The sequence below is a fragment of the Nitrosomonas ureae genome, from assembly GCF_900206265.1.
GTDB classification, from domain to species: Bacteria; Pseudomonadota; Gammaproteobacteria; order Burkholderiales; family Nitrosomonadaceae; genus Nitrosomonas; species Nitrosomonas ureae_C.
Map to the genome: position 1 here is coordinate 1,024,146 of NZ_LT907782.1, position 20,671 is coordinate 1,044,816.

The 20,671-nt window shown below is 45.0% G+C and carries 16 protein-coding genes; 9 read left to right on the forward strand and 7 right to left on the reverse strand.

The genetic code is table 11. The annotated features are described in order from the left end of the window. Positions 1 to 30: 30 nt before the first annotated feature. Positions 31 to 210, forward strand: coding sequence for a hypothetical protein (locus CPG39_RS14335; RefSeq protein WP_145956209.1), 180 nt, complete (start codon positions 31 to 33; stop codon positions 208 to 210). A gap of 230 nt (positions 211 to 440) precedes the next feature. On the opposite strand, the gene CPG39_RS04655 is transcribed toward CPG39_RS14335, so the two are convergent. Then, a complete protein-coding gene (locus CPG39_RS04655) occupies positions 441 to 1,997 on the reverse strand; it encodes a nuclease-related domain-containing protein (RefSeq protein ID WP_231990394.1) in 1,557 nt (518 codons plus the stop codon). A 70-nt stretch (positions 1,998 to 2,067) separates the two neighbouring features. Here CPG39_RS04655 and CPG39_RS04660 point away from each other — a divergent pair. Further along, a protein-coding gene (locus CPG39_RS04660) for an IS3 family transposase (protein WP_231990253.1) occupies positions 2,068 to 3,314 on the forward strand; the annotation gives its coding sequence in 2 pieces (ribosomal slippage) (positions 2,068 to 2,350 and positions 2,350 to 3,314; 1,248 coding nt in all). Positions 3,315 to 3,651: 337 nt separating this feature from the next. On the opposite strand, the gene CPG39_RS04665 is transcribed toward CPG39_RS04660, so the two are convergent. Next, a complete protein-coding gene (locus tag CPG39_RS04665; RefSeq protein WP_231990395.1) occupies positions 3,652 to 5,202 on the reverse strand; it encodes a SulP family inorganic anion transporter in 1,551 nt (516 codons plus the stop codon). Positions 5,203 to 5,393: 191 nt separating this feature from the next. On the opposite strand from CPG39_RS04665, the gene CPG39_RS04670 reads away from it, so the two are divergent. Next, on the forward strand, positions 5,394 to 6,728 hold the full coding sequence (locus CPG39_RS04670) for a DUF2254 domain-containing protein (RefSeq protein WP_096292272.1): 1,335 nt from the start codon (positions 5,394 to 5,396) through the stop codon (positions 6,726 to 6,728). Positions 6,729 to 6,812: 84 nt separating this feature from the next. On the opposite strand, the gene CPG39_RS04675 is transcribed toward CPG39_RS04670, so the two are convergent. Beyond that, positions 6,813 to 7,286, reverse strand: a complete 474-nt coding sequence (locus CPG39_RS04675) for a hypothetical protein (protein ID WP_096292273.1) — start codon at positions 7,284 to 7,286, stop codon at positions 6,813 to 6,815. A gap of 329 nt (positions 7,287 to 7,615) precedes the next feature. On the opposite strand from CPG39_RS04675, the gene CPG39_RS04680 reads away from it, so the two are divergent. Next, the gene (locus CPG39_RS04680; protein WP_231990396.1) at positions 7,616 to 8,407 is read left to right on the forward strand and encodes an SH3 domain-containing protein; all 792 of its coding nucleotides are present in this window, start codon (positions 7,616 to 7,618) and stop codon (positions 8,405 to 8,407) included. 2 nt (positions 8,408 to 8,409) lie between these two features. Here the strand turns inward: CPG39_RS04680 and CPG39_RS04685 are convergent, their stop codons facing one another. Both CPG39_RS04685 and CPG39_RS04690 read right to left on the reverse strand, forming a co-directional pair. Continuing rightward, a complete protein-coding gene (locus tag CPG39_RS04685) occupies positions 8,410 to 10,086 on the reverse strand; it encodes a diguanylate cyclase (protein ID WP_096292274.1) in 1,677 nt (558 codons plus the stop codon). 27 nt (positions 10,087 to 10,113) lie between these two features. Beyond that, positions 10,114 to 10,539: a group III truncated hemoglobin gene (locus tag CPG39_RS04690; protein ID WP_096292275.1), complete on the reverse strand. Its 426-nt coding sequence runs from the start codon at positions 10,537 to 10,539 to the stop codon at positions 10,114 to 10,116. 396 nt (positions 10,540 to 10,935) lie between these two features. Here CPG39_RS04690 and CPG39_RS04695 point away from each other — a divergent pair, with 396 nt between their 5' ends. Further along, positions 10,936 to 12,546, forward strand: coding sequence for an NAD-dependent malic enzyme (locus CPG39_RS04695; RefSeq protein ID WP_096292276.1), 1,611 nt, complete (start codon positions 10,936 to 10,938; stop codon positions 12,544 to 12,546). Positions 12,547 to 12,576: 30 nt separating this feature from the next. Here the strand turns inward: CPG39_RS04695 and serB are convergent, their stop codons facing one another. Together serB and CPG39_RS04705 are read right to left on the reverse strand one after the other, a co-directional pair. Continuing rightward, positions 12,577 to 13,407, reverse strand: a complete 831-nt coding sequence (serB, locus tag CPG39_RS04700; protein ID WP_096292277.1) for a phosphoserine phosphatase SerB — start codon at positions 13,405 to 13,407, stop codon at positions 12,577 to 12,579. Between the two features lie 11 nt (positions 13,408 to 13,418). Beyond that, positions 13,419 to 14,882 (reverse strand): diguanylate cyclase, encoded by a 1,464-nt coding sequence (locus tag CPG39_RS04705; protein ID WP_096292278.1) that lies wholly within the window; start codon positions 14,880 to 14,882, stop codon positions 13,419 to 13,421. 307 nt (positions 14,883 to 15,189) lie between these two features. On the opposite strand from CPG39_RS04705, the gene CPG39_RS04710 reads away from it, so the two are divergent. From CPG39_RS04710 to CPG39_RS04725, 4 genes are all read left to right on the forward strand, one after another. Further along, positions 15,190 to 16,686, forward strand: a complete 1,497-nt coding sequence (locus CPG39_RS04710) for a leucyl aminopeptidase (protein ID WP_096292279.1) — start codon at positions 15,190 to 15,192, stop codon at positions 16,684 to 16,686. Then, positions 16,683 to 17,162, forward strand: coding sequence for a DNA polymerase III subunit chi (locus CPG39_RS04715; protein ID WP_096292280.1), 480 nt, complete (start codon positions 16,683 to 16,685; stop codon positions 17,160 to 17,162). The genes CPG39_RS04710 and CPG39_RS04715 overlap by 4 nt, the downstream gene beginning before the upstream one ends. 17 nt (positions 17,163 to 17,179) lie before the next feature. Then, complete coding sequence (locus CPG39_RS04720; RefSeq protein WP_013648075.1) at positions 17,180 to 17,539, forward strand: hypothetical protein; 360 nt, start codon at positions 17,180 to 17,182, stop codon at positions 17,537 to 17,539. 154 nt (positions 17,540 to 17,693) lie between these two features. Continuing rightward, entirely contained in the window at positions 17,694 to 20,456 is a 2,763-nt protein-coding gene (locus tag CPG39_RS04725; RefSeq protein ID WP_096292281.1) for a valine--tRNA ligase, read from the forward strand. Positions 20,457 to 20,671 lie beyond the last annotated feature (215 nt).

Genomic DNA, 20,671 nt, shown 5'->3' on the forward strand with positions numbered 1-20,671 from the left:
TTTGTATTGAGATTCCTAGAAGGATTGAAAGTGTCGTTTCGTTGGGTAGGTGTAGAAAATTCCAAGCAATCCCGCATATCTCGAGGTAATAATGTGTCGGTTCGGAATGAGCCTTGCCACATTAACGGCATTGGATTGTTTTGGGGTTCTAACAAACAGCACATCGTGGTCATACACCAGATTGGTGTCGAATGTATTGATGATTGGTAGCCCCATCAGTCAGCAGTGGATCTGAGGCGACCATCAGAATCAGAACTGTGCACATATGCCCTAGTTATAGCCCATATAAGCTTTTCAGGTTAGGATCAATTCAATTACTGGAGACACAAGCTTATTCGGGCTACTTGCTGATTACAACACATAAAATATATGGTATTCATCAACAATATTCTCAATTCCAGACCTGTCTCCAAGTTCCTTTAGGTCGAGGGACAATCAATTTAGTTAAGGCAACATTTCTTGTATTTGCGCCCACTGCCGCAAGGACAGAGGTCGTTACGGCCAATCTTGCGCGCTCGGCTTCGCCTCATCATCAGTGTCTGAAGAGCCTGGTCGATCGGAACCGGCTCCTTCATATCTTTGGTTTTCTCATCCATCTGCGCATCTTGATTCCACGGGAAGAGCAGCGAGACACCGAATTGTACGTCTGGACCCGTTGAAGTCATGCAGAGACCAAACCACTGCGAAGCTTTCTCCCGGTACTTACGAAGCGTGCAGTATGACTCCAGTCGAGGGCCAGCTACGTTTGATGGCTCATCAGTGCAATGGAAGGTAATGCCTGAACCTTCTTTAAATCCGAACGTGACGTCATGCACCTGACCATCAGCACGAGTCCGAGCAGCCAGTTTGTCTACAGCGCGACTCATTTCCTTCACAGCCTGCTCGCTCATTTCTAGGAGCAGGAAGCCGAGATCAATAGTTGCAGAGTCTGGTCGAGCTTCTATTTCTTTCACTATTCGCCCAACCGTCGTCTTCCCAAATCGAGTCAGAACGCCGTCGGGTGTGGCTGCCCCTTGCACGCCAGCTCGCCTCACCGCCATCGCAATGTCTAACCCGGCCGAAAAGTCATCGCACAGATGCATCAGATTAACGTCAGACTGCACCCACAGGTTCTTCGTCAGGTGATAGCCAAGGATCGTTAGTTCCTGCGATGCCATGAGTTGCTCAGCGTAGTTGGCCCGTCGGTTCACATAGCTAAGAAGCTGCAGGGGCGACTGAAGCATTTCGGTCATGGCATCCACAGCAAACACGTCCATAACCAACGGCGCTTGTACCCGATCAATGGATTCTGTCTTCAGGAATTGCCGTGCCTGAAAGCTCAAAGCTGGGTAGTGATCACTGACGACACAGAAGATGTAAATCTCCTTGATGTCATCCGGCAGTACGACCTCGCGCCCATCAGCGGCCACGAGCCTGCATTCCTTTTCGATCAGGTTTTTAGCGCAAGCGGCACCTTGGTCATAGGCAACCTGTACCGCCTTCTTGAAGTCGTTGCGAATAACCTGATCATTTCCTTTTCTCGATTCAAGTGTAAGGCGCTTTGATTTTGCCTGCACGATGATGGCCCGATTGCCCCAAACGACAAGAACGTCTACATCAGATACCTTTGCTGCCTTGGTTCTGAATATATCTACATTCAAATAAACGCGATCCTTCCCAAAGACCAAGCCGAGTCGCTCGGCTACAAAATCTTCAGTGAAGTCACCTCGGTTCTTCGAGAGTGTTGGACGATATGCCTCGTCTTGATACATCCAATGATGAGGAGCCTCGTATATCGCTTCAGCCAATGAGTAAGTCTGCAGTGATAAGAATTCTCCGCTCCGCGTCCGCAGTAGGGGCATAGCCGTAATAACGTTGAAATCGTGCAGTGCGTTGAATCCTTCATTGCGCTCTGTTGATGGCAGTTCAAATGCCCCGAGTACTCTTTCCACAATATCGGTAGCAAGATTCGCCTTTGCTGCAATTTCATCGGCAGTGAATGAGAAAAGAGGGAGCATTGTCCACTCGTCAGGATGGAGTTGCCCCCTTTGAACGGACACATTATGTTCTGTTTAAAGGAGAAGAAATATGACACAAAACTACAAACCTGCTTACCCACCGGAGTTTCGTCAGCAGATGGTGGAATTGGTAGCATTAGGCAAATGCCCCAAGCAATTATCCAAGGAATTTGGTTGCCACTACACTTCGATACAAACCTGGTGTCGAGCAGCAGGTGTACCAATTAGATCAAGCCAGACAATTGCTTTCGCTGCAACATCGAGTGTTGTTTCCTTGAGTGCCAACGAACGGCAGGAGCTGCTGGAATTGCGTAAGAAGCTCAAGCGTGTGGAGATGGAGCGTGACATATTGGCAAAGGCTACGGCCTGGTTTGCAAACAACACGGATTGATGGGGAAGGTGTACCAATTAATCAAGGCAAACCGGGCTCAATTTCCGGCTCGTGTTCTATGTGAAACACTTGGTGTATCGCACAGCGGTTACTATGACTGGGCAAAACGCACACCCAGCCGACGGGCCATTACCAACTGTCGATTGATCGAGCAGATCATGGCTATATACCGTACAAGCGATGGTACGTATGGCCGCCCCCGCATTACCGTTGAGTTAGCCGATCGTGGAGTCAGGGTCAATCATAAGCGCGTAGGCAGGTTGATGCGTGAAGCTGGAATTAAAGGAGTGAGTCGCAGGCGAGGCTTTGTGATCACGACTCATCGGAATAAGCGTGACCACCCTGCACCGGATTTAGTGCAACGTCATTTCAAGGCAGCTAGCATCAATCAACTATGGGTTGCGGACATGACTTACATTCCTACCTGGGCAGGGTTTTTGTACCTAGCCGTGGTCATCGATGTATTCAGCCGTAAGGTAGTGGGCTGGTCTTTCGGCGAAACCATGACAGCAAGTCTGGTGATCAGTGCGTTGAACATGGCGTTAATCACTCGTAAACCGGGCAAAGTGATTCACCACAGCGATCAGGGTAGTCAATACACCAGTGTTGAGTTCGGCAAGCGATGCAGGGAAATGGGTGTGCGTCCCTCCATGGGCAGTGTGGGGGATGCTTACGACAATGCGATGGCTGAAAGCTTTTTTGCCAGCCTAGAATGTGAATTGATCGATAGGCGCTCCTGGAAAAATAAAACTGAAGCAAGGCTGGCCATATTCACCTGGATCGAGTCATGGTACAACCCCACTCGCAGGCATTCTGGACTGGGATACTTATCACCAAACAATTTTGAGAGAAAACTGAATGAGAAAAATCAAATCGCGATAGACTACAATTCGCTTTCACAGGTCGAGACTCTCTCGACTCCATGAAAAAAATGTCCGTCAAATTGGGACAACTCCAATCTCGCTCTGCTCGCATGGCTTTCCTGTCAGTCATAGACTCATCCTCCGAGGTCTGCATTTTTAAGTTTTGCGGCTGTCGAAAATTGAACATTCCAATGTCAGGAATCGACTACTCGATTCGTCTGCGCGCAATCCACTGAAGTGCAAAAGTGCCTTGTTGTGGCCAAATTAACACAAACGGGGTCAGATCGGAAATCAAGAAAAAAGCGGGTACTGTAAACCCGGTCAACACAGCTGGGAACAGAATCTCGAATATAGACTACAAAACAAAGATTTATGTAATTCATCGACAATATTCTCAATTCTACTCCTGCCCCCATTTTCCTCCGAGCAGTCTGTTTTCCAACGCTTTCCAATCGAAAGACACTGTTCCGTTTCTGGCTTCATAAAATCTCTTCCATGAAACCAATAAGTTAAGGCATGCGCGATCAATATAGCGTAGATCCTCGAAATCGAGATGTACATTTCTCTTCAAGGGGATGTCGTCCAAGATATTGGCCATCTTGGGAAGACTTACGAACGTGGCGGCACCTGAGAATTTGATGGAAATCGGTTTATCGTTTATCCCTGGGTCGACGGAAACCTTAAGGGTGTTGGTTGAATAAATCAGCTTCGCAAGTGCCACACCGAACCCTGCAAGCACACCTATCAAGAGATTAGTTGTCACAATGGTCACCAGGGTCACCGCATACACGGCGACTTCTCCCCGGCCGAACATGGAAAGTGTCCGGATAGCCTGCACATTGATGAGGGTATAGCCGGTATACACGAGAAGGGCGGCCAAGCTCGCGATAGGAACCCGTTCGAGTATTTGCGGAAAAAGTCCGGCAAAGAGCAGTAACCATCCGCCATGCAGAATAGCTGAAACACGGGTTCGGCCTCCACTCTGAATATTGGCTTTGCTACGGACGATCACCCCGGTCATGGGTAAAGCACCAAGGAATCCACATAAAAGATTGCCAACTCCCTGAGCGGACATTTCCCGATTGTATCGGGTCCGCGGCCCCGAATGCATGTGGTCGACGGCAGTGGCGCATAAAAGAGTTTCCGCGCTGGCGATAAAGGCAATGGCGATTGCTATGGACAATAGGGATGGATCGAGAAGGGAGGCAAAATCCTCTATCTTCAAAAAATCGATCGAGCTACCGAGGCTATCACGGAACTCAATATAATCGATGGAGAGATTTTGCACATAAGCTACGCCACTGGCGACCAATACCCCCACCAACGGAGCCGGGACAAATTGAAACCTTTTGGGCACCAGGAATTGCCACAGAATAATGACTGCGATCGTGAGAATTCCGATGTGGGCCGACACCCAATGGCTCGGGTCATCTCCCTCATGAGGAATCAACCCTTTCCTCATGGCTTCGGGGATGGTCAAAATATTCTCAAGCCCGCTTTCCTTAGGCGTGTCCCCAATCATGATGTGAAATTGGCTTGCCAGGATGAGCACGCCGATTCCCGCCAACATCCCTTGAATAACCGCAGGGGAGACGGCCCGGAACCATTGACCCAACTGGAGAAATCCCGCCAGGATTTGGATGGCGCCTGCCGCCAGAACCACTATTCCCAGCTTGTCTACGCCAAAACGCTGGATCATATCGAAGACAAGTACGGTCAGACCCGCAGCCGGGCCGCTGATCTGTAGCGGACAACCGGCAAGAAGCCCGACAATCAGCCCACCGACAATACCGGTGATAATACCCTTCACGGGAGGGACACCGGAAGCAATGGCAATGCCCATGCACAACGGCAAGGCCACCAGAAACACCACCACAGACGCCAAAAAATCACGTTGTACATCTTTCCGCGTCATCGTGCAAAACCCCTTCCATTCTAGTTTCTTAATCATCAGTCATCCGACAGGGTTAGGGAGGAAGAGTTTCTTCTTCCAGACATCCTTGACCGTTTTGACCTGTTTTGGAAATACGCGGAAGCCACAAGATTATTCAGCGTTATAATGAATTCCATTTATTTGCATGCCAATACAAGTCAAAATCCGACTTATCCCTAACGTTATGTGGCGGCGCAAAGGAGCACAAGATGCCCTCTATAATTTCAACCGATCAACTGAGATTTTTTATCAATCGACTGCGCGAACGCCTCTGGGTAAAACCGCTGGCTGCCTGCCTACTGTCGATCGCTGCGGCCCTTGCAGCCAAACTTGCGGATGGCACCGAGTTAGGGTTAATTCTTCCCACAATTAAACCCGAGCCTGTTGAAACCATACTTTCCATCATGGCCGCCAGCATGCTGGTTATTGCCACCTTTGCAGTAACCTCCATGGTTTCGGCCTATGCTTCGGCAAGCAGCACAGCAACACCGCGATCATTTTCACTGGTGATCGGCGATGACCGATCACAGAATGCACTATCGACATTCATTGGCGCTTTCATATACAGCATTGTGGCTTTGACGGCGATGAAGAACGGTTATTTCGAAGCAGCAGGACGGTTTACACTTTTCATCCTCACGGCCATTGTATTCGGCGTTGTGATCATAACGTTTGTGCGTTGGGTGGACAGCATTGCTCGTCTGGGCCGCATCGGAACGACTATCGCCAAGGTTGAACAAGCAACTGCCCAAGCATTGAGGCTTCGGCAGAAGTCGCCCACCCTCGATGGTGTACCGGTAGTTTCACAGGTTCACGGATGGGCAGTATTCGCGTCACATGTAGGCTATGTACAGCATATCGATATTGCAGCCCTTGAGACATGGGCGGAAGAAAACGAAGGCCGAGTGGTGATTGCGGCTTTGCCGGGCACATTTGCAGCTCCCGGGCGAGAATTGGCCTACATCAGCACTTGTTCGGGAGAAATAACAGAGAGCGACAAGCAGCAAGTCATTCAATCGTTTCAAATCGGAGACAACCGGCTTTTCGATGATGATCCGCGATTCGGCCTTGTAGTTTTATCGGAGATTGCCTGCCGCGCATTGTCGCCCGCAGTCAATGATCCCGGCACGGCTATTAATATTATTGGCACGTTGGTGCGGCTCTTTGTTCTGTGGAATGCCCCTCTCAAGGCTGGAGAGGAACACACCCCGAAGTATAACCGGGTGGAAGTCCCCGAGATTTCAATTCACGACATGTTCGATGATGCCTTCACCGGTATCGCTCGTGACGGCGCCGGCACGGTGGAAGTGATGATCAGGTTGCAGAAAGCGCTTCAATCACTGGCTTTGATTGGGGATGCGCCCATGCAGGAAGCCGCCAAACTTCATGCGCGGCTGGCGCTGAAACGCGCACAACTTGCTCTGAATCTGTCAGAAGATTTGGCAACCGTATGCAATGCAGCTGCGTTTGCAAGCACGGATGTATCACCCGGGAATCTGCAAGTTTTATCCGGTGATGGCGTTCCGAATCATCGAGCGCCCTGAATCCTATTTCCCGAGATGCGCAGGAATCTAAACTGGAAAACCATTCCACCTAATTTGCAGCTGACGGGATATAACAAAATTTACTCATTTCGATTCTGCGTATTCAATCGAATAATCCCATACTAACTTATTCTCCAGATTCTGATCTGAGTATAAATTTATTTCTTTTTTAAAATCCCTGGCTTGCCCGGGAGGAATCGTTATATAGATGTATTCTTTTTTTTCCGCGAAAACGATGCAATGCGTATCACCATCATTTGCGCAATCTTTCGCATTGATTCTTAGTTGGAGACCGTTCAATGTGTATTTCTCTGAGTTATTAACGATGCGCCCCGTCAATTCATATTCATTATTGTTTATAGCTTCAAAAGATATGTTTCTCAAGATCACTTCTGCAGAAGAAATCCTACTCTTAGATTTATTTTTCTCGTATTCTTGGAATCCCCAAATCAAAGAACCGCCCACGATGCCAATCACAATGAAGTAACCTGCAAACTTTCTAAAGCGTGCCGACACCACGAGCAAAACTAAAATAATAATTCCGAAGAGCCATTTCATAAGAAATTCCTCATATAAAGATTGATTTTGATCCCATGATAAAGAAAGTTGATAAGCGGATTTGAATTACTCGGCAATGAAAGAGCAGCTTCAATCACGTTCAAGTACCGATATTCCTTCTTAAACCTTTAAAATCAATCGATTGTAAAGAACACGCTATTTTATCCATTTCCTGGGCTTGCAATTAATTTACGGGATTATTGATAAAGGGTAATAAAAATTTTTCGCATTCATACTACAATTGGAACCAGTTCGATCCCAAAACGCATGAATATGAATCAATTAATAAATATCATCCTGATCAATCCAAAATTATTGGAAGCAAAAATATGAATTATTTATTCTCATTTATACCATCTTTTCCCATCACATTTCTGGGCTCATTATTAACTCAGGTTACTTTATGCCTATTGGCCTTAAATTTGAGCGGATGCGCATCTCAGGAATCTGTCCCAACCCCGGTCATTGAACCCCTACCGGTAGCCACAGTCGAGGATGAAAGCTTAAAAAAAGAAATTGACCGTCTGGAAAAAATAATTGCAGAAAAGGACAAAATAATACGAGATCAGCAGGTTAAACAAAATAATCAAGCGCAAACACTGCAAGAGGTCAATAAAGAGGCGGTCCGTACTCAGGTTAAACTACATCGGTTAGCTACTAAATCCAGCACCGCTTCTGCCATAGCGGAAACTGAAGTAAGCCTAGAGCGCTTGAAACAGGCTCAAATTCCTGCAGCCGATAAAATCCTGCAAGTGCAAGCACATCATCTCGTTGAAACGGCCTCAGTCCTTTTTACTCAGGATCAATTTGCTGCAGCTATGAATTACGTTGCACAAGCAAAACAATTGATCGATTTGATCACGCATCCCAATCGCAAGAAAACAATCGATGATAACAATTCCTTTTTTGAATTTATTACACCGATACAATTGCACACAAAGACGAATGTCAATATACGCACGGCTCCCAATGCCAATGCCAAAATAATCAGCATGCTGAAGAAAGATACCAAAGTATCAGCTAATGCGAGCCTGGGTTCCTGGCTAAGGGTGCAGCATGAGCAGAATCAAGGATGGGTTTTTAACATAGGGTTAGAAGTAAGAGGAAACAACACGCCGTAGCGTCAACTGTGTTGCTGCTTTACTTTCGGCATAGGCGCTACACAGTGGACTTGATTACGCCCGGAACGCTTGGCTTGGTACAACGCGCTATCCACCCGGGCTAGTAGCGTAGTCAAAGAAATATCTTCCGGTTCGCTTTGAATAATCCCGATACTCAGCGTAACTCTGAGTGTTTTATTAAGCGAACCGCAATGCACATTCGCAACTTGTGCACGTATCCGCTCCGCGGTTTTCATCGCTTCATTTACAGCGGTTTCAGTCAGAATGATAATGAATTCATCACCCCCATAACGGGCGGCAAAATCAACGTTGCGAATTGATTGTGAGATTTTTTTCGCTACTGCAGCGATCACCTCATCGCCAGCTACGTGTCCGAGGTTATCATTAAAAGTCTTAAAATGATCAACGTCGATCATCAGTACAGCAAAAGGACGTTTATTCCGTTCATATCGAGCTAGCTGATCGCTAATGATCACATTCAGCTTATTGCGGTTATAAAGCCCCGTTAAACTATCGGTAACCGATAGCGTTTCCAACAAGTGATTTTTTTTCTGCATCGCATCACTTGCAGCAGTAATTTCTATCTGATTCTGCCGCAGCTTATCAGTCATCTGATTAAACCTTTGCGTAAGCTGGCCTACCTCATCACGCTGCGATGTGATTAATTCGACGTTGAGATCACCTTCCACAATTTTCTCTGTGGCGTTAATCAGTTTCTGCAAAGGAGCCACAATGGCATGGCTCATACGTAATGCAATGGCTGTCACCAGAAAGATAATGATACTGATCAGACCAGCAAAGAAATTACGTTGCTGTTCCCAAGCCGAATAAACAGATTCATAGCTTCTGAACGCAACGATCGTAACAGAAAGTTTCTCTGATTCGTACGCCAGACCGACCACTTTCTCTTGTTGTGGCCCCACAAAAATCTCATATTCTCCCGGATTCTCGTTTAAGAGTTTCATTACATCGAGATCAAACAGCCTCGACTCATTTGTCTTCAGAACCCCGGTATCACTGGCTAACATTATATTTCCGGCTTTATCTAGCAACAGAACTTCACCGAGAGGGGATTTAACTTTATCTTTTAAACCTGATTGAATGCCGCGCATATCAAACGTTACAATCAGCGCTCCCAGGATATAGTCATCAATCGATAATATGGGTACCGACACACTTAAAATTGCAGTTGCATAATTCTCATTCCACTCCGGGGAAATGACGACATCGCCCTGAATAGAAGCATCTTCCGGCCAGTTCTGCGATAACGTCACTGATAAAGGTGTTGCTACATTACTTGCAACTATTCCACCTTCCACATCAACCACCGTCAATTCCAATACATCCTCCAGCCGCCGGTGCACTGATTTCAGATAAAGCTCCAGGGCTCCTTGCTGAGCCTTGGATGTATTTTTCTGCGGCTGATTTTCTAAGGATAGTCCCTCAATAAGAATTTTAGAAGTGGAAATAGATGTTGCCAGATCACGCGCAACCAGAGCCTGCTCCTTAATCCATAAATCTGATTCCCGGCCGGCATAGTTAGCCAAAGCACGGAGCTCACGCGTAACATTCTCGTTGATCATCGCGTCATTTTGCTGAAACGACAAGATACCCAACCCTACAGCAGGAATCAGTGTAGCCAGAATAGAGAAAACAATAATTTTGCTTTTAATATTCAAATTAAACCTTGATCAGGTCATAATAAGCTATAGAGTGCGCAGCGCAATCGGTTGCTTATCAGGATAATTACTGATTTGATAACCCTGCCATAATCGACCTGCGATAAAAGATGCAATGGCGTTGGCATGCTGCTGTAAATTCGGATTACCCATCTCCTCGGTGGTTTGCCGGAAAATTTGCAGCCAACGCTCAAATAATTCGGCAGTAAGTTCTGGCAGTGCAATATGCTTAGGCATCGGTGCTCCACGAAATCTGCTAGTCCCGCGTAATTGCGCTGACCAGAAATTAGTCATTTGTACAAAATGCGCATCCCAATCAATCACATGCGCTTCAAAAATAGGGCCTAGCGAAGGATCTTTTCTGGCTTTCGCATAAAAAGTATGCACTAATTGTGCTACATCTTCCTCAGTATATAAGCTTGGATTAGGCATAGAAAAAGGCGTTTGATTCATAATTTTATTGATTACCTCATTAAAGTTATTAATTAAGACTGTCAACTAAAAGTGTCTAACAAAAAGATCTTCCAAACTTGCATCGAATCTATTGTTGTGGGAGATTTTTCATATTGACTCAACTTTTCTTTGCGTGAATTTGTTATACAAAGAAAGTATCAAAATTGCTTTGCCGCAATTTCATAGAAGTTATATTGCAATGATTCGAATCCGACTCACTTTATCCGGCAAAAACCTCCAGAATCATTGAGAACAAAAATCCTCAAGTATTTCCTACCAAAACGGATAAGTCTATCTTTCGTTACCTCGATTGTCCAATTTGGAATCACTTAGAATTATCCAGAATAGCAAGACAAGTAGTATGATTCTCTAATCTTTCAGGAAATCCCAATCACTATGAAAAATTTACATGGAAGAACACTGCTGACCAACCCGGCTCATACCAAGTCAACCGGATTTACACATGCAGAACGTGAACTTTACGGCCTGCGGGGATTGCTTCCTTATAATGTTGCAAACCTAGACCAGCAAATAGAACGTGTACTCGGTAGCTTGCGCCGCAAAAATAGCGCCATAGAAAAATATATATTCTTAAATGCCCTGCTGGAACGCAATCAACGGCTTTTTTATCGCACCATGATTAATCATATCGAAGAGATTATGCCATTAGTCTATACCCCGACCGTGGGAGAAGCTTGCAGGGAATTTGCGCATATTTTCAGGAATGCGCAAGGATTCTATATTTCCCCTGAAGACCGTGGCGAAATTGCCACCATCCTAAAAAACTGGCCCGAAGAAGATATCCGGGTCATTGTTGTGACTGATGGAGAGCGCATTTTAGGTTTGGGAGATTTGGGAGCCAATGGTATGGGTATCTCCATCGGAAAAGTCGCTCTGTATGTTGCATGCGCAGGAATACATCCGGCCCAATGCATGCCAGTCATGCTCGATGTAGGCACCAACAATACCCCCTTACGCGAAGACCCGTTATATCTGGGTTATCCTTACCCGCGTATTAACGCTGATGCTTATCGCTCGCTGGTGGATGAATTTGTAAAAGCGGTGCAATCACGCTACCCGAATGCATTGATACAGTTTGAAGATTTCTTGTCGCCGCATGCATTTGAATTTTTAGATCGCTATGCCCCGGAAGTACGGTGTTTTAACGACGATATCCAAGGAACTGCTGCAGTTACTTTAGCGGGTATCTATACCTCATGCCGTATTACCAAGAAAAAATTCACCGACCTGAATATCATGTTCTTGGGCACAGGATCTGCTGCAAGCGGAACTGCAGAACTGGCCGTGAATGCATTCATTGCCGCTGGATTAAACCAATCGCAAGCACAGAAAAGACTTTGGTTTATTGATAGAAAAGGTCTTGTAACTGCGCACAACGAAAATATTAAACCCCGCATCAAACCATTTGCACATGAGCACCCTGCTTGCAGTTTCGTTGATGCCATCAGCACGATCAAACCGGATGTACTGATTGGTGCCACTGGCGTGGCAGGGACTTTCACCGAAGCTATTGTACGAGAAATGTCTGCCGTTAATGAACGTCCGGTTATTATCGCTTTATCGAATCCAACCTCTCATACCGAGTGCACGGCTGAGCAAGCTTATGATTGGAGCAATGGACAAGCTATTTTTGCCAGCGGGAGTCCGTTTGATCCCGTAAGATACAAGAATCAATTACTTAAGCCTGCACAAGGCAATAACGCTTATATTTTTCCAGGCATAGGCCTCGGTATATATGCCAGTGCCGCCCGACTGGTAACACAAAGCATGTTTTTGACCGCCGCAGATGTATTAGCAAGCATTGTTTCGGAACAAGAAATTCACAGCGGCGCAGTTTACCCTTCACTGACTCGCGTACGTGAAGTCTCACATGCTATCGCTGTTGCCGTCTGCCAAGTGGCTATCCAAGAAAAGCTGACAAGTTTGAGTATGCCGGAGGATCTTGACAACTATGTTAGATCATTGATGTATGAACCCAATTATTAGGTCATTTATTGCACTGAAGAATCTGCAAATTCATGCGAATAGATTGATCACACCATCCAAACCCACATAATTAATCGAATACGTTGCATGCTGTTGAACAATGGGTTTGGCATGATAAGCAATGCTGATCCCGGACTCAGCCATCATGCCCAGATCATTTGCGCCATCTCCAATCGCAATGATCTGTTCACGTTTCAGCCCAAGGTTATCGCGCACTTGTTTTAATACTTGCGCCTTTCCTTGCCTGCCAATAATTTCTCCCACTACTTTTCCGGTCAGTTTATTATTTTCAATCTCCAATACATTGGCAGCCGCAAAATCAAGCCCCAATTTTTCCTTAATCCGTTCGGTAAAAAATGTAAAACCACCCGAAAGCACCATTGTCTTTATCCCGCACCGCTTCGCTTGTTGCAGCATTTTCTCGGCACCGGGATTAAGCCTGACTCGCTCATCGTAGACTTTCTGCAATGCATCTTGATGCAAACCTCGCAATAACCAGGTCCGGCGCGTCAGGCTTTCTTCAAAGCTTATTTCACCCCGCATCGTTTGCAGTGTAATCGCTGAAACCTCAGGCCTGAAATTCTGCATATCAGCAATCTCGTCAATGGATTCAATGGCCAGCAACGTAGAATCCATGTCCATTACAATTAATTTAATATCCGACAATTTTTGTTCGGGTTTTACAAACGCAAAATCCAATTCCGAGTGCAAACAATATTCAGGGATATCATTGGAATATGTCGCATTTGTCAAACGAAAGGCTTGACCGGTAATCCGCTCAATTCCATCTGCATGGGCTAGTTTTGCAACAGACCGTAAATCGCTGTTATTAACTTCCAGTCCTTGAAGGATTAGATTCATAAATAATGATCCTAGCTGGGGCTCCATTCAATAATTTGATTGCGCCCCGCATGTTTAGCCGCATAAAGTGCAGAATCCGCAGCTTTAATCAAGTCTTTTGCATCATGGAAAGATGCGGCATTTTCATAATATGAGGCAACTCCAATTGAAGCAGTAATATGGATAATGCTGTTACTATCAAATTTATACGAAATTGCGGCAACCGAATCTTTTAATCTGGCAATGAGATTTCTTGCAGCAGAAAGCGGCGTTCCCGGAAGAATTAAAGCAAATTCCTCACCACCATAGCGACTCAACGTATCATCCTGGCGGATTTGGTCAAAAATCGTTTTCACTACAGTGGCCAAAAGCGAATCTCCTGCAACATGGCCGTACGTATCGTTAACATGCTTAAAATGATCAAGATCAATGATTGCCACGGTCAACGGCAAATTATATTGTGTTGACAGATTAAACTCTCGCCGTAATGTTTCATCAAAATACGTGCGATTATAGGCACCTGTCAATCCATCGCGCTGCGATTTATCTTCCAGGTCTTTGATTCTTGACAGGCTATGGATCATCAACAATTCTTTCGCTTCAGCCAGAATCCCGTTGACTTCTGAAGAATCATGCAGCGTCATTTCAAACAAATCCTCAACGGCATTCAGTTCCACTTCCATGATCTTGATAACCTCAATAAGTACATTTGTATCAAATCCAAGCCAGTTTTGTGCTACTTGGTTTAAAGCGGTTATTTTGTCAGTATCATGGGGATACAAAAAATAGTCCGCCAAGTAACGAGAAACTGCCAAACATGCCTGCAAGGTTGGACCCAAGTTTTTCGGTTCCGGTTGACTGTGACTATTAATGCAAGATAACGCAATGTAATCAGGTATATGCCATTTCTTAAGCAGCGCATACCCTAATTCATCGTGCCCGGCACCAAACGCCTCGCGCTCGTTATTGAGCAATGTATCATGATCAGTAGTCGAGGCAAAAACCACCCCATATTCTTCTGGCATAATGATCCAAAATGCAAGGATGCCGATCTCTTGAATCAAACCTGCTAGAAATAAATCATCCAGAAAGTTCAATTCAAGCTGTTCTCCAAGTGCACGACTTGCTAGTGCTGAAGCTATCGACCTGCGCCAAAAAATATTGTTATCAAAAATGGAACTCTGGCTCGATAATGGATTTTTGATTAGAGAATTCGTTAATGAAAAGGATAGCGCAATTACAAGAACGGTGTGCGTACCCAGTATGCTGACAGCTTGCCGGATATTTGTTGCGATCCGGCGGGATTTATATAATGGTGTATTAGCAGTTCGAAGTAATTTTGCAGAAAGTACCGGATCCAAGGAAATATATTGACAAACTGCTCCGATATCGGCGTCAGGATCATTCGCCAGTTCAATTATTTTGACAGCGGCCGCAGGCAAAGTTGGCAACGTTGTACAAAAATTTAATCTTCTTTTCAATACATCATCAATCACTTACCATCCTTATTATTATACAATACTTATATACTATTGAATAACATACTGATTATATTTTCATTATAATATATAACACAGCATATTTGCTTATTTCTACAAGGATTATCTATTATAACTTATCAAATTATTCACCATACTTCTTGATTCTCATCAAATGATCATTTTTCAATCAAGTTGTATGCTATTAGATTATCGTAGAAATTGTTTTGATTATTTGGAACAAAGCGGTTATAAGACATTTAACTGAATAAAAAAACCAAGCTGATTAATTGTTCAATAAACATTCTTGACAAAGGAGTCGAACGTGGATTTTGGAATTAAAGTTGGAACCCCGGAGAAACAGCGGGGTGCCTGTGCAGTCATTGGAATTTTCGAATCAAGAAAAATGACTGAATCGGCAAAAGTATTGGACAAAATTACACAAGGGTATATTAAAAGCATACTTACGTCAGGTGATATGGACGGAAAGGTAAATACCTCACTGTTGCTTCATAATGTTCCGGGCATACACTTTAAAAGAATTTTATTGATTGGACTAGGAAAGGAACAGGAATTTAAGGAAAAAACATTTTTAGGAGCGATCAATTCCATTTTCAGTACTTTACAAAAAACAGCAGTAACTGATGTCATGCTGTTTTTATCTGATTTCCCCATTAAAGAACGTGCGAATGAGTGGAAGATCTGCCAAACCGTTATTGCTGTAATCAGTAGCGTGTATCAGTTTAATCAGCTAAAAAGTAAACCGGAAAACAATCCGGGAAAATTACGCAAGATATTATTATGTATCGATAACCGGTCAGAGTTGATCGCATGTGAACAGGCCATGCAGCAAGGCTTGGCTATTGCTCATGGTATGAATCTCACCAAAGATTTGGGTAATCTGGCACCGAATATCTGCACCCCTACTTATCTTGCCACGCAAGCCAAGAATCTCGCCAAAACGCATAAACTCAAAGCATCCATATTAGAGGAAAAAGATATGGAAAAGCTAGGTATGGGCTCTTTCCTCGCTGTTGCTCGCGGTAGCGAACAACCGGCAAAATTAATCGTGCTGGAATATCATGGGCTGAGTAAAAAAGAAGATCCCATTGTTTTAGTCGGCAAAGGAGTAACTTTTGATACGGGTGGCATTTCGCTCAAGCCTGCCGCCGAAATGGATGAAATGAAATTCGACATGAGCGGAGCCGGTAGCGTACTCGGCACAATGCTCGCAGTTGCCGAAATGAAATTGCCGGTCAATCTGGTCGGTATTATTCCCGCAACCGAGAATATGCCTAGCGGTAAAGCCACAAAGCCTGGAGACGTAGTAACCAGCATGTCCGGACAAACCATTGAAATTTTGAATACCGACGCAGAAGGACGCTTGATTTTATGCGATGCATTAACCTACGCCGAACGCTATAACCCCAAAATGGTGATTGACATCGCCACTTTGACAGGTGCTTGCGTGATTGCCTTAGGTAATTTCACCACTGGCTTGATGAGTAATGATGACAAGCTTACGCAAGAACTTTTGGCTGCCGGGGAACTCACCGCTGACCGCGCCTGGCAACTGCCTTTATGGGATGATTATCAGGATCTGCTGAAAAGCAATTTTGCAGATATTGCCAATATTGGTGGCAGAACTGCGGGGACCATCACAGCGGCTTGCTTCTTATCCCGATTTACCAAGAAATACCGCTGGGCACATCTGGACATTGCAGGAACGGCCTGGAAATCAGGTAAAGATAAAGGATCAAGCGGCCGACCGGTACCGTTATTAACGCAATTCCTAATTACGCAATCAAAGATCTCTAAATGACGTTATTTTCGTATAAATCCAATGCGTTGATCGCTATGACACAGATTCTTTTCTACTCGGGATCAAACAATAAATTGCAAACAACCTGCCGGCTTTGTGCCAAGGCAATACAACAGCATATGAGAGTATTGATTTACGTGCCTGCATCAAAATTGTTGGACCAGCTAGATCAATTACTATGGACATTCTCATCTACCAGCTTTATTCCGCATTGTAATATTCTGGACGATGCTAAATTGGTTAGCGCAACACCGGTGATTCTGAGTGGGCAAATTCAAGTCAACTCCCCGTTTGATGTGTTAATCAATCTGCATGATCAATCTCCACACTTATTCGATCAATTCGACCGCTTAATCGAGATCGCAGGCACTTCTCATGAGGATAAGCTGGCAGCACGCGAACGTTACCGTTTTTATAAGAATGCCGGTTACGAGATACAGCATTACCATTTAAACGATCAATCCGAACCACACTAACAGCTGTTTCTTTTATCATGGATGAGAATAAACCTGCCATCGATTTTGATGATGCCGCAATACTGGAAAAATTTCGCAGCTTACTCAACAAATATCAGAGTCAAGGTAAAATCACTCCGGCAATAAGTAACGTAACGCTCACTGCAAGCGCGCAGCAGGCCGACAAAACAGTATCCATGGATGCAAGTACGATACCATTATTAAGCGAAGTAGTAGTACTGCATCCATCCGTAATTCAACCACAGCCCGCACGCCTTACACCGATCCAACTGATACTCGATGCTGCGTTGAGGGATGCAAATATTGAAATGGATACGCTGAATAAAAAAGCATTGGCAAACGCTTTGGAAGTCCGTTTGACTAATCAAATCAAATAATCGTTATAAATAATACAAGACTCACCCACATCTGTATAACAATAGAGATTGTCGACTGACTGGTTCTAAATAACCCGTGTTTCTTGTCATACGCACGGTATGCCATCCGCTATAATGGTAACTTTACTAGCCACATTTACACCCTTTAAATTTCATGGATCTCGAAAAAAGCTTTAATCCCAAGCATATTGAAAATCTTTGGTACTCCCAATGGGAATCAGCCGGATATTTCAAGCCAGCTGCCGATGAAAATCGTTCCGCTTATTGCATCATGCTGCCACCTCCCAATGTTACGGGCACATTGCATATGGGACATGCATTTCAACATACCTTGATGGATGCGTTAACGCGCTATCACCGCATGCAGGGGTACAATACTTTATGGCAACCAGGTACTGATCATGCCGGCATTGCCACACAGATTGTGGTTGAACGTCAACTGGATCAGCAGAATCTCAAGCGGCAACAAATGGGCCGGGAAGCATTCTTAGAACGGGTATGGCAATGGAAAGAGGAATCCGGCTCTACCATCACCCGGCAAATGCGACGCATGGGCACTTCGTGTGATTGGACGCGCGAGCGTTTTACCATGGATGATGGGCTATCACGCGCAGTTACCGAAGTATTTGTTCGCTTATATCGGGAAGGACTCATTTATCGCGGTAAACGATTGGTGAATTGGGATCCTGTCTTGCAAACCGCCGTTTCCGATTTGGAAGTCGTAGCAACAGAAGAAAATGGCTGGTTGTGGCATATTCGCTACCCATTGGAACAAGCGGATGGTTCCGACGCAGAACAAACAAACGCCTTGATTGTCGCCACCACCCGCCCAGAAACCATGCTGGGTGATGTGGCCGTCGCCGTGCATCCCGAGGATCCGCGTTATCAGCACCTGGTCGGACGACATCTCAGACTACCGCTGTGTGAGCGCACTATTCCAATTATTGCAGACTCTTATGTCGATATGGAATTTGGCACCGGTTGTGTAAAAATTACTCCGGCTCACGATTTTAATGACTATCTGGTTGCGCAACGGCATCACCTGGTTCCGATTAACATTTTTACCCTGGATGCAAAAATCAATGATCTGGCTCCGGTAGAATATCAGGGCATGGATCGCTTTGATGCCAGAAAAAGAATCATTGCCGATCTGGATGCACAAGGGTTTCTGGTTGAGACCAAACCACACAAATTGATGGCTCCACGAGGAGATCGCACCCAAACCATCGTCGAACCGATGCTGACTGATCAATGGTATGTCGCGATGGATAGCCTGGCTAAACGTGGATTAGAAGCCGTTGCCGAAGGCGAAATTAAGTTCACGCCGGACAATTGGACGCATGTTTACAATCAATGGCTGGAAAATATTCAGGACTGGTGCATCTCGCGCCAATTGTGGTGGGGCCATCGTATTCCGGCATGGTATGACGAAGATGGTAACGTCGTCGTTGCACATAATCTGGAAGAAGCGCAAAAAATTTCCGGCAGCAGCAATCTGAAACAAGATGACGATGTGCTGGATACATGGTTCTCATCGGCGCTCTGGCCATTTTCCACCTTGAGCTGGCCGGATGAAACACCGGAACTGAAAACGTTTCTGCCAACTTCGGTATTGATTACGGGATTTGATATTATCTTCTTTTGGGTAGCGCGCATGGTGATGATGTCATTACATTTCACCAACAAAATACCTTTTAAGGAAGTATATATTACTGGCCTGATTCGCGATGCCGAGGGTCAGAAAATGAGCAAATCCAAGGGGAACGTCCTGGATCCTCTGGATCTGATCGATGGCATTACCCTACCTGATTTGATCGCAAAGCGCACAACCGGATTGATGAATCCAAAGCAAGCCGAGTCGATTGAAAAAAATACCCGCAAACACTTTCCCGAAGGCATTCAGGCATTTGGAACCGACGCCTTGCGCTTCACATTTGCCAGCTTGGCTTCACACGGACGTGATATCAAATTTGATCTGCAGCGCTGTGAAGGATACCGCAATTTCTGCAATAAACTGTGGAATGCGACACGCTTTGTACTCATGAATTGTGAAAGCAAAGACACCGGATTGGATGAGTCATTACCACTATCGTATTCTGCAGCCGATCAATGGATTATCAGTCGCTTGCAACAAGCTGAGCAAGCAATCGAGCTGGCATTTACCCAGTATCGTTTTGATCTTTTGGCACGTGAAATCTACGAATTGGTTTGGGACGAATACTGTGACTGGTATGTTGAGTTGGCCAAAGTGCAATTAAACAATCAGCAGGATTCGGTTCATCGAGCAACGCGCCGAACTTTAGTCCGCGTATTGGAAGCCATACTACGGCTCGCACATCCGATCATTCCATTTATTACCGAAGAACTATGGCAAAAAGTGGCACCCCTTGCAGGAAAACAAGGTGCAAGTATTATGTGCCAGCCCTACCCGATTGCAAATGCAACAAAAATCAATCAACAATCTCTTGAGGATATTTTGTTGCTCAAAGAAATAATCAATGCTTGCCGCAATCTGCGCGGTGAAATGAAACTATCACCGGCACTCAAGGTACCACTCCTTGCCGTTGGTGATTCACAAATGTTAACAGAGTCCTCTCCCTACTTACTTTCATTGGCTAAATTATCAAATATAGAAATTCAATCCGGTGGATTACCAAACGCAGATGCTCCTGTGGCAATTGTCAGAGATTTCAAATTAATGCTGAGAATAGAGATAAATGTGGAAGCGGAACGCGAACGTTTATCCAAGGAAATTACTCGCATTCAAGCTGAAGTATCCAAAGCACAAACTAAACTTTCCAATCCCAGCTTTGTAAAACAAGCACCAGTCACGGTTGTTACACAGGAAAAAGAACGCCTGGTTACATTTAACAAAAAACTCGATGACTTAACCATACAGTTAAAAAAGCTGAATTAATCGCTTCTAAAAAAGTATCTATCAATAATTATTATGGACAAACCACAAAACGGGTCAAGAGTAGAGTTCCATCCAAACAGTTGTTAGCAACCGCTGCATAATCTTTACTTTTAGACACAACTAAAAATGAAGCGATTACCATTACCTGGCAGCAGATTCTGGCGTGTATTTCAGGAAAAAATTGATCAATAAGAAGTATCCCGCTTCGGAAGCAA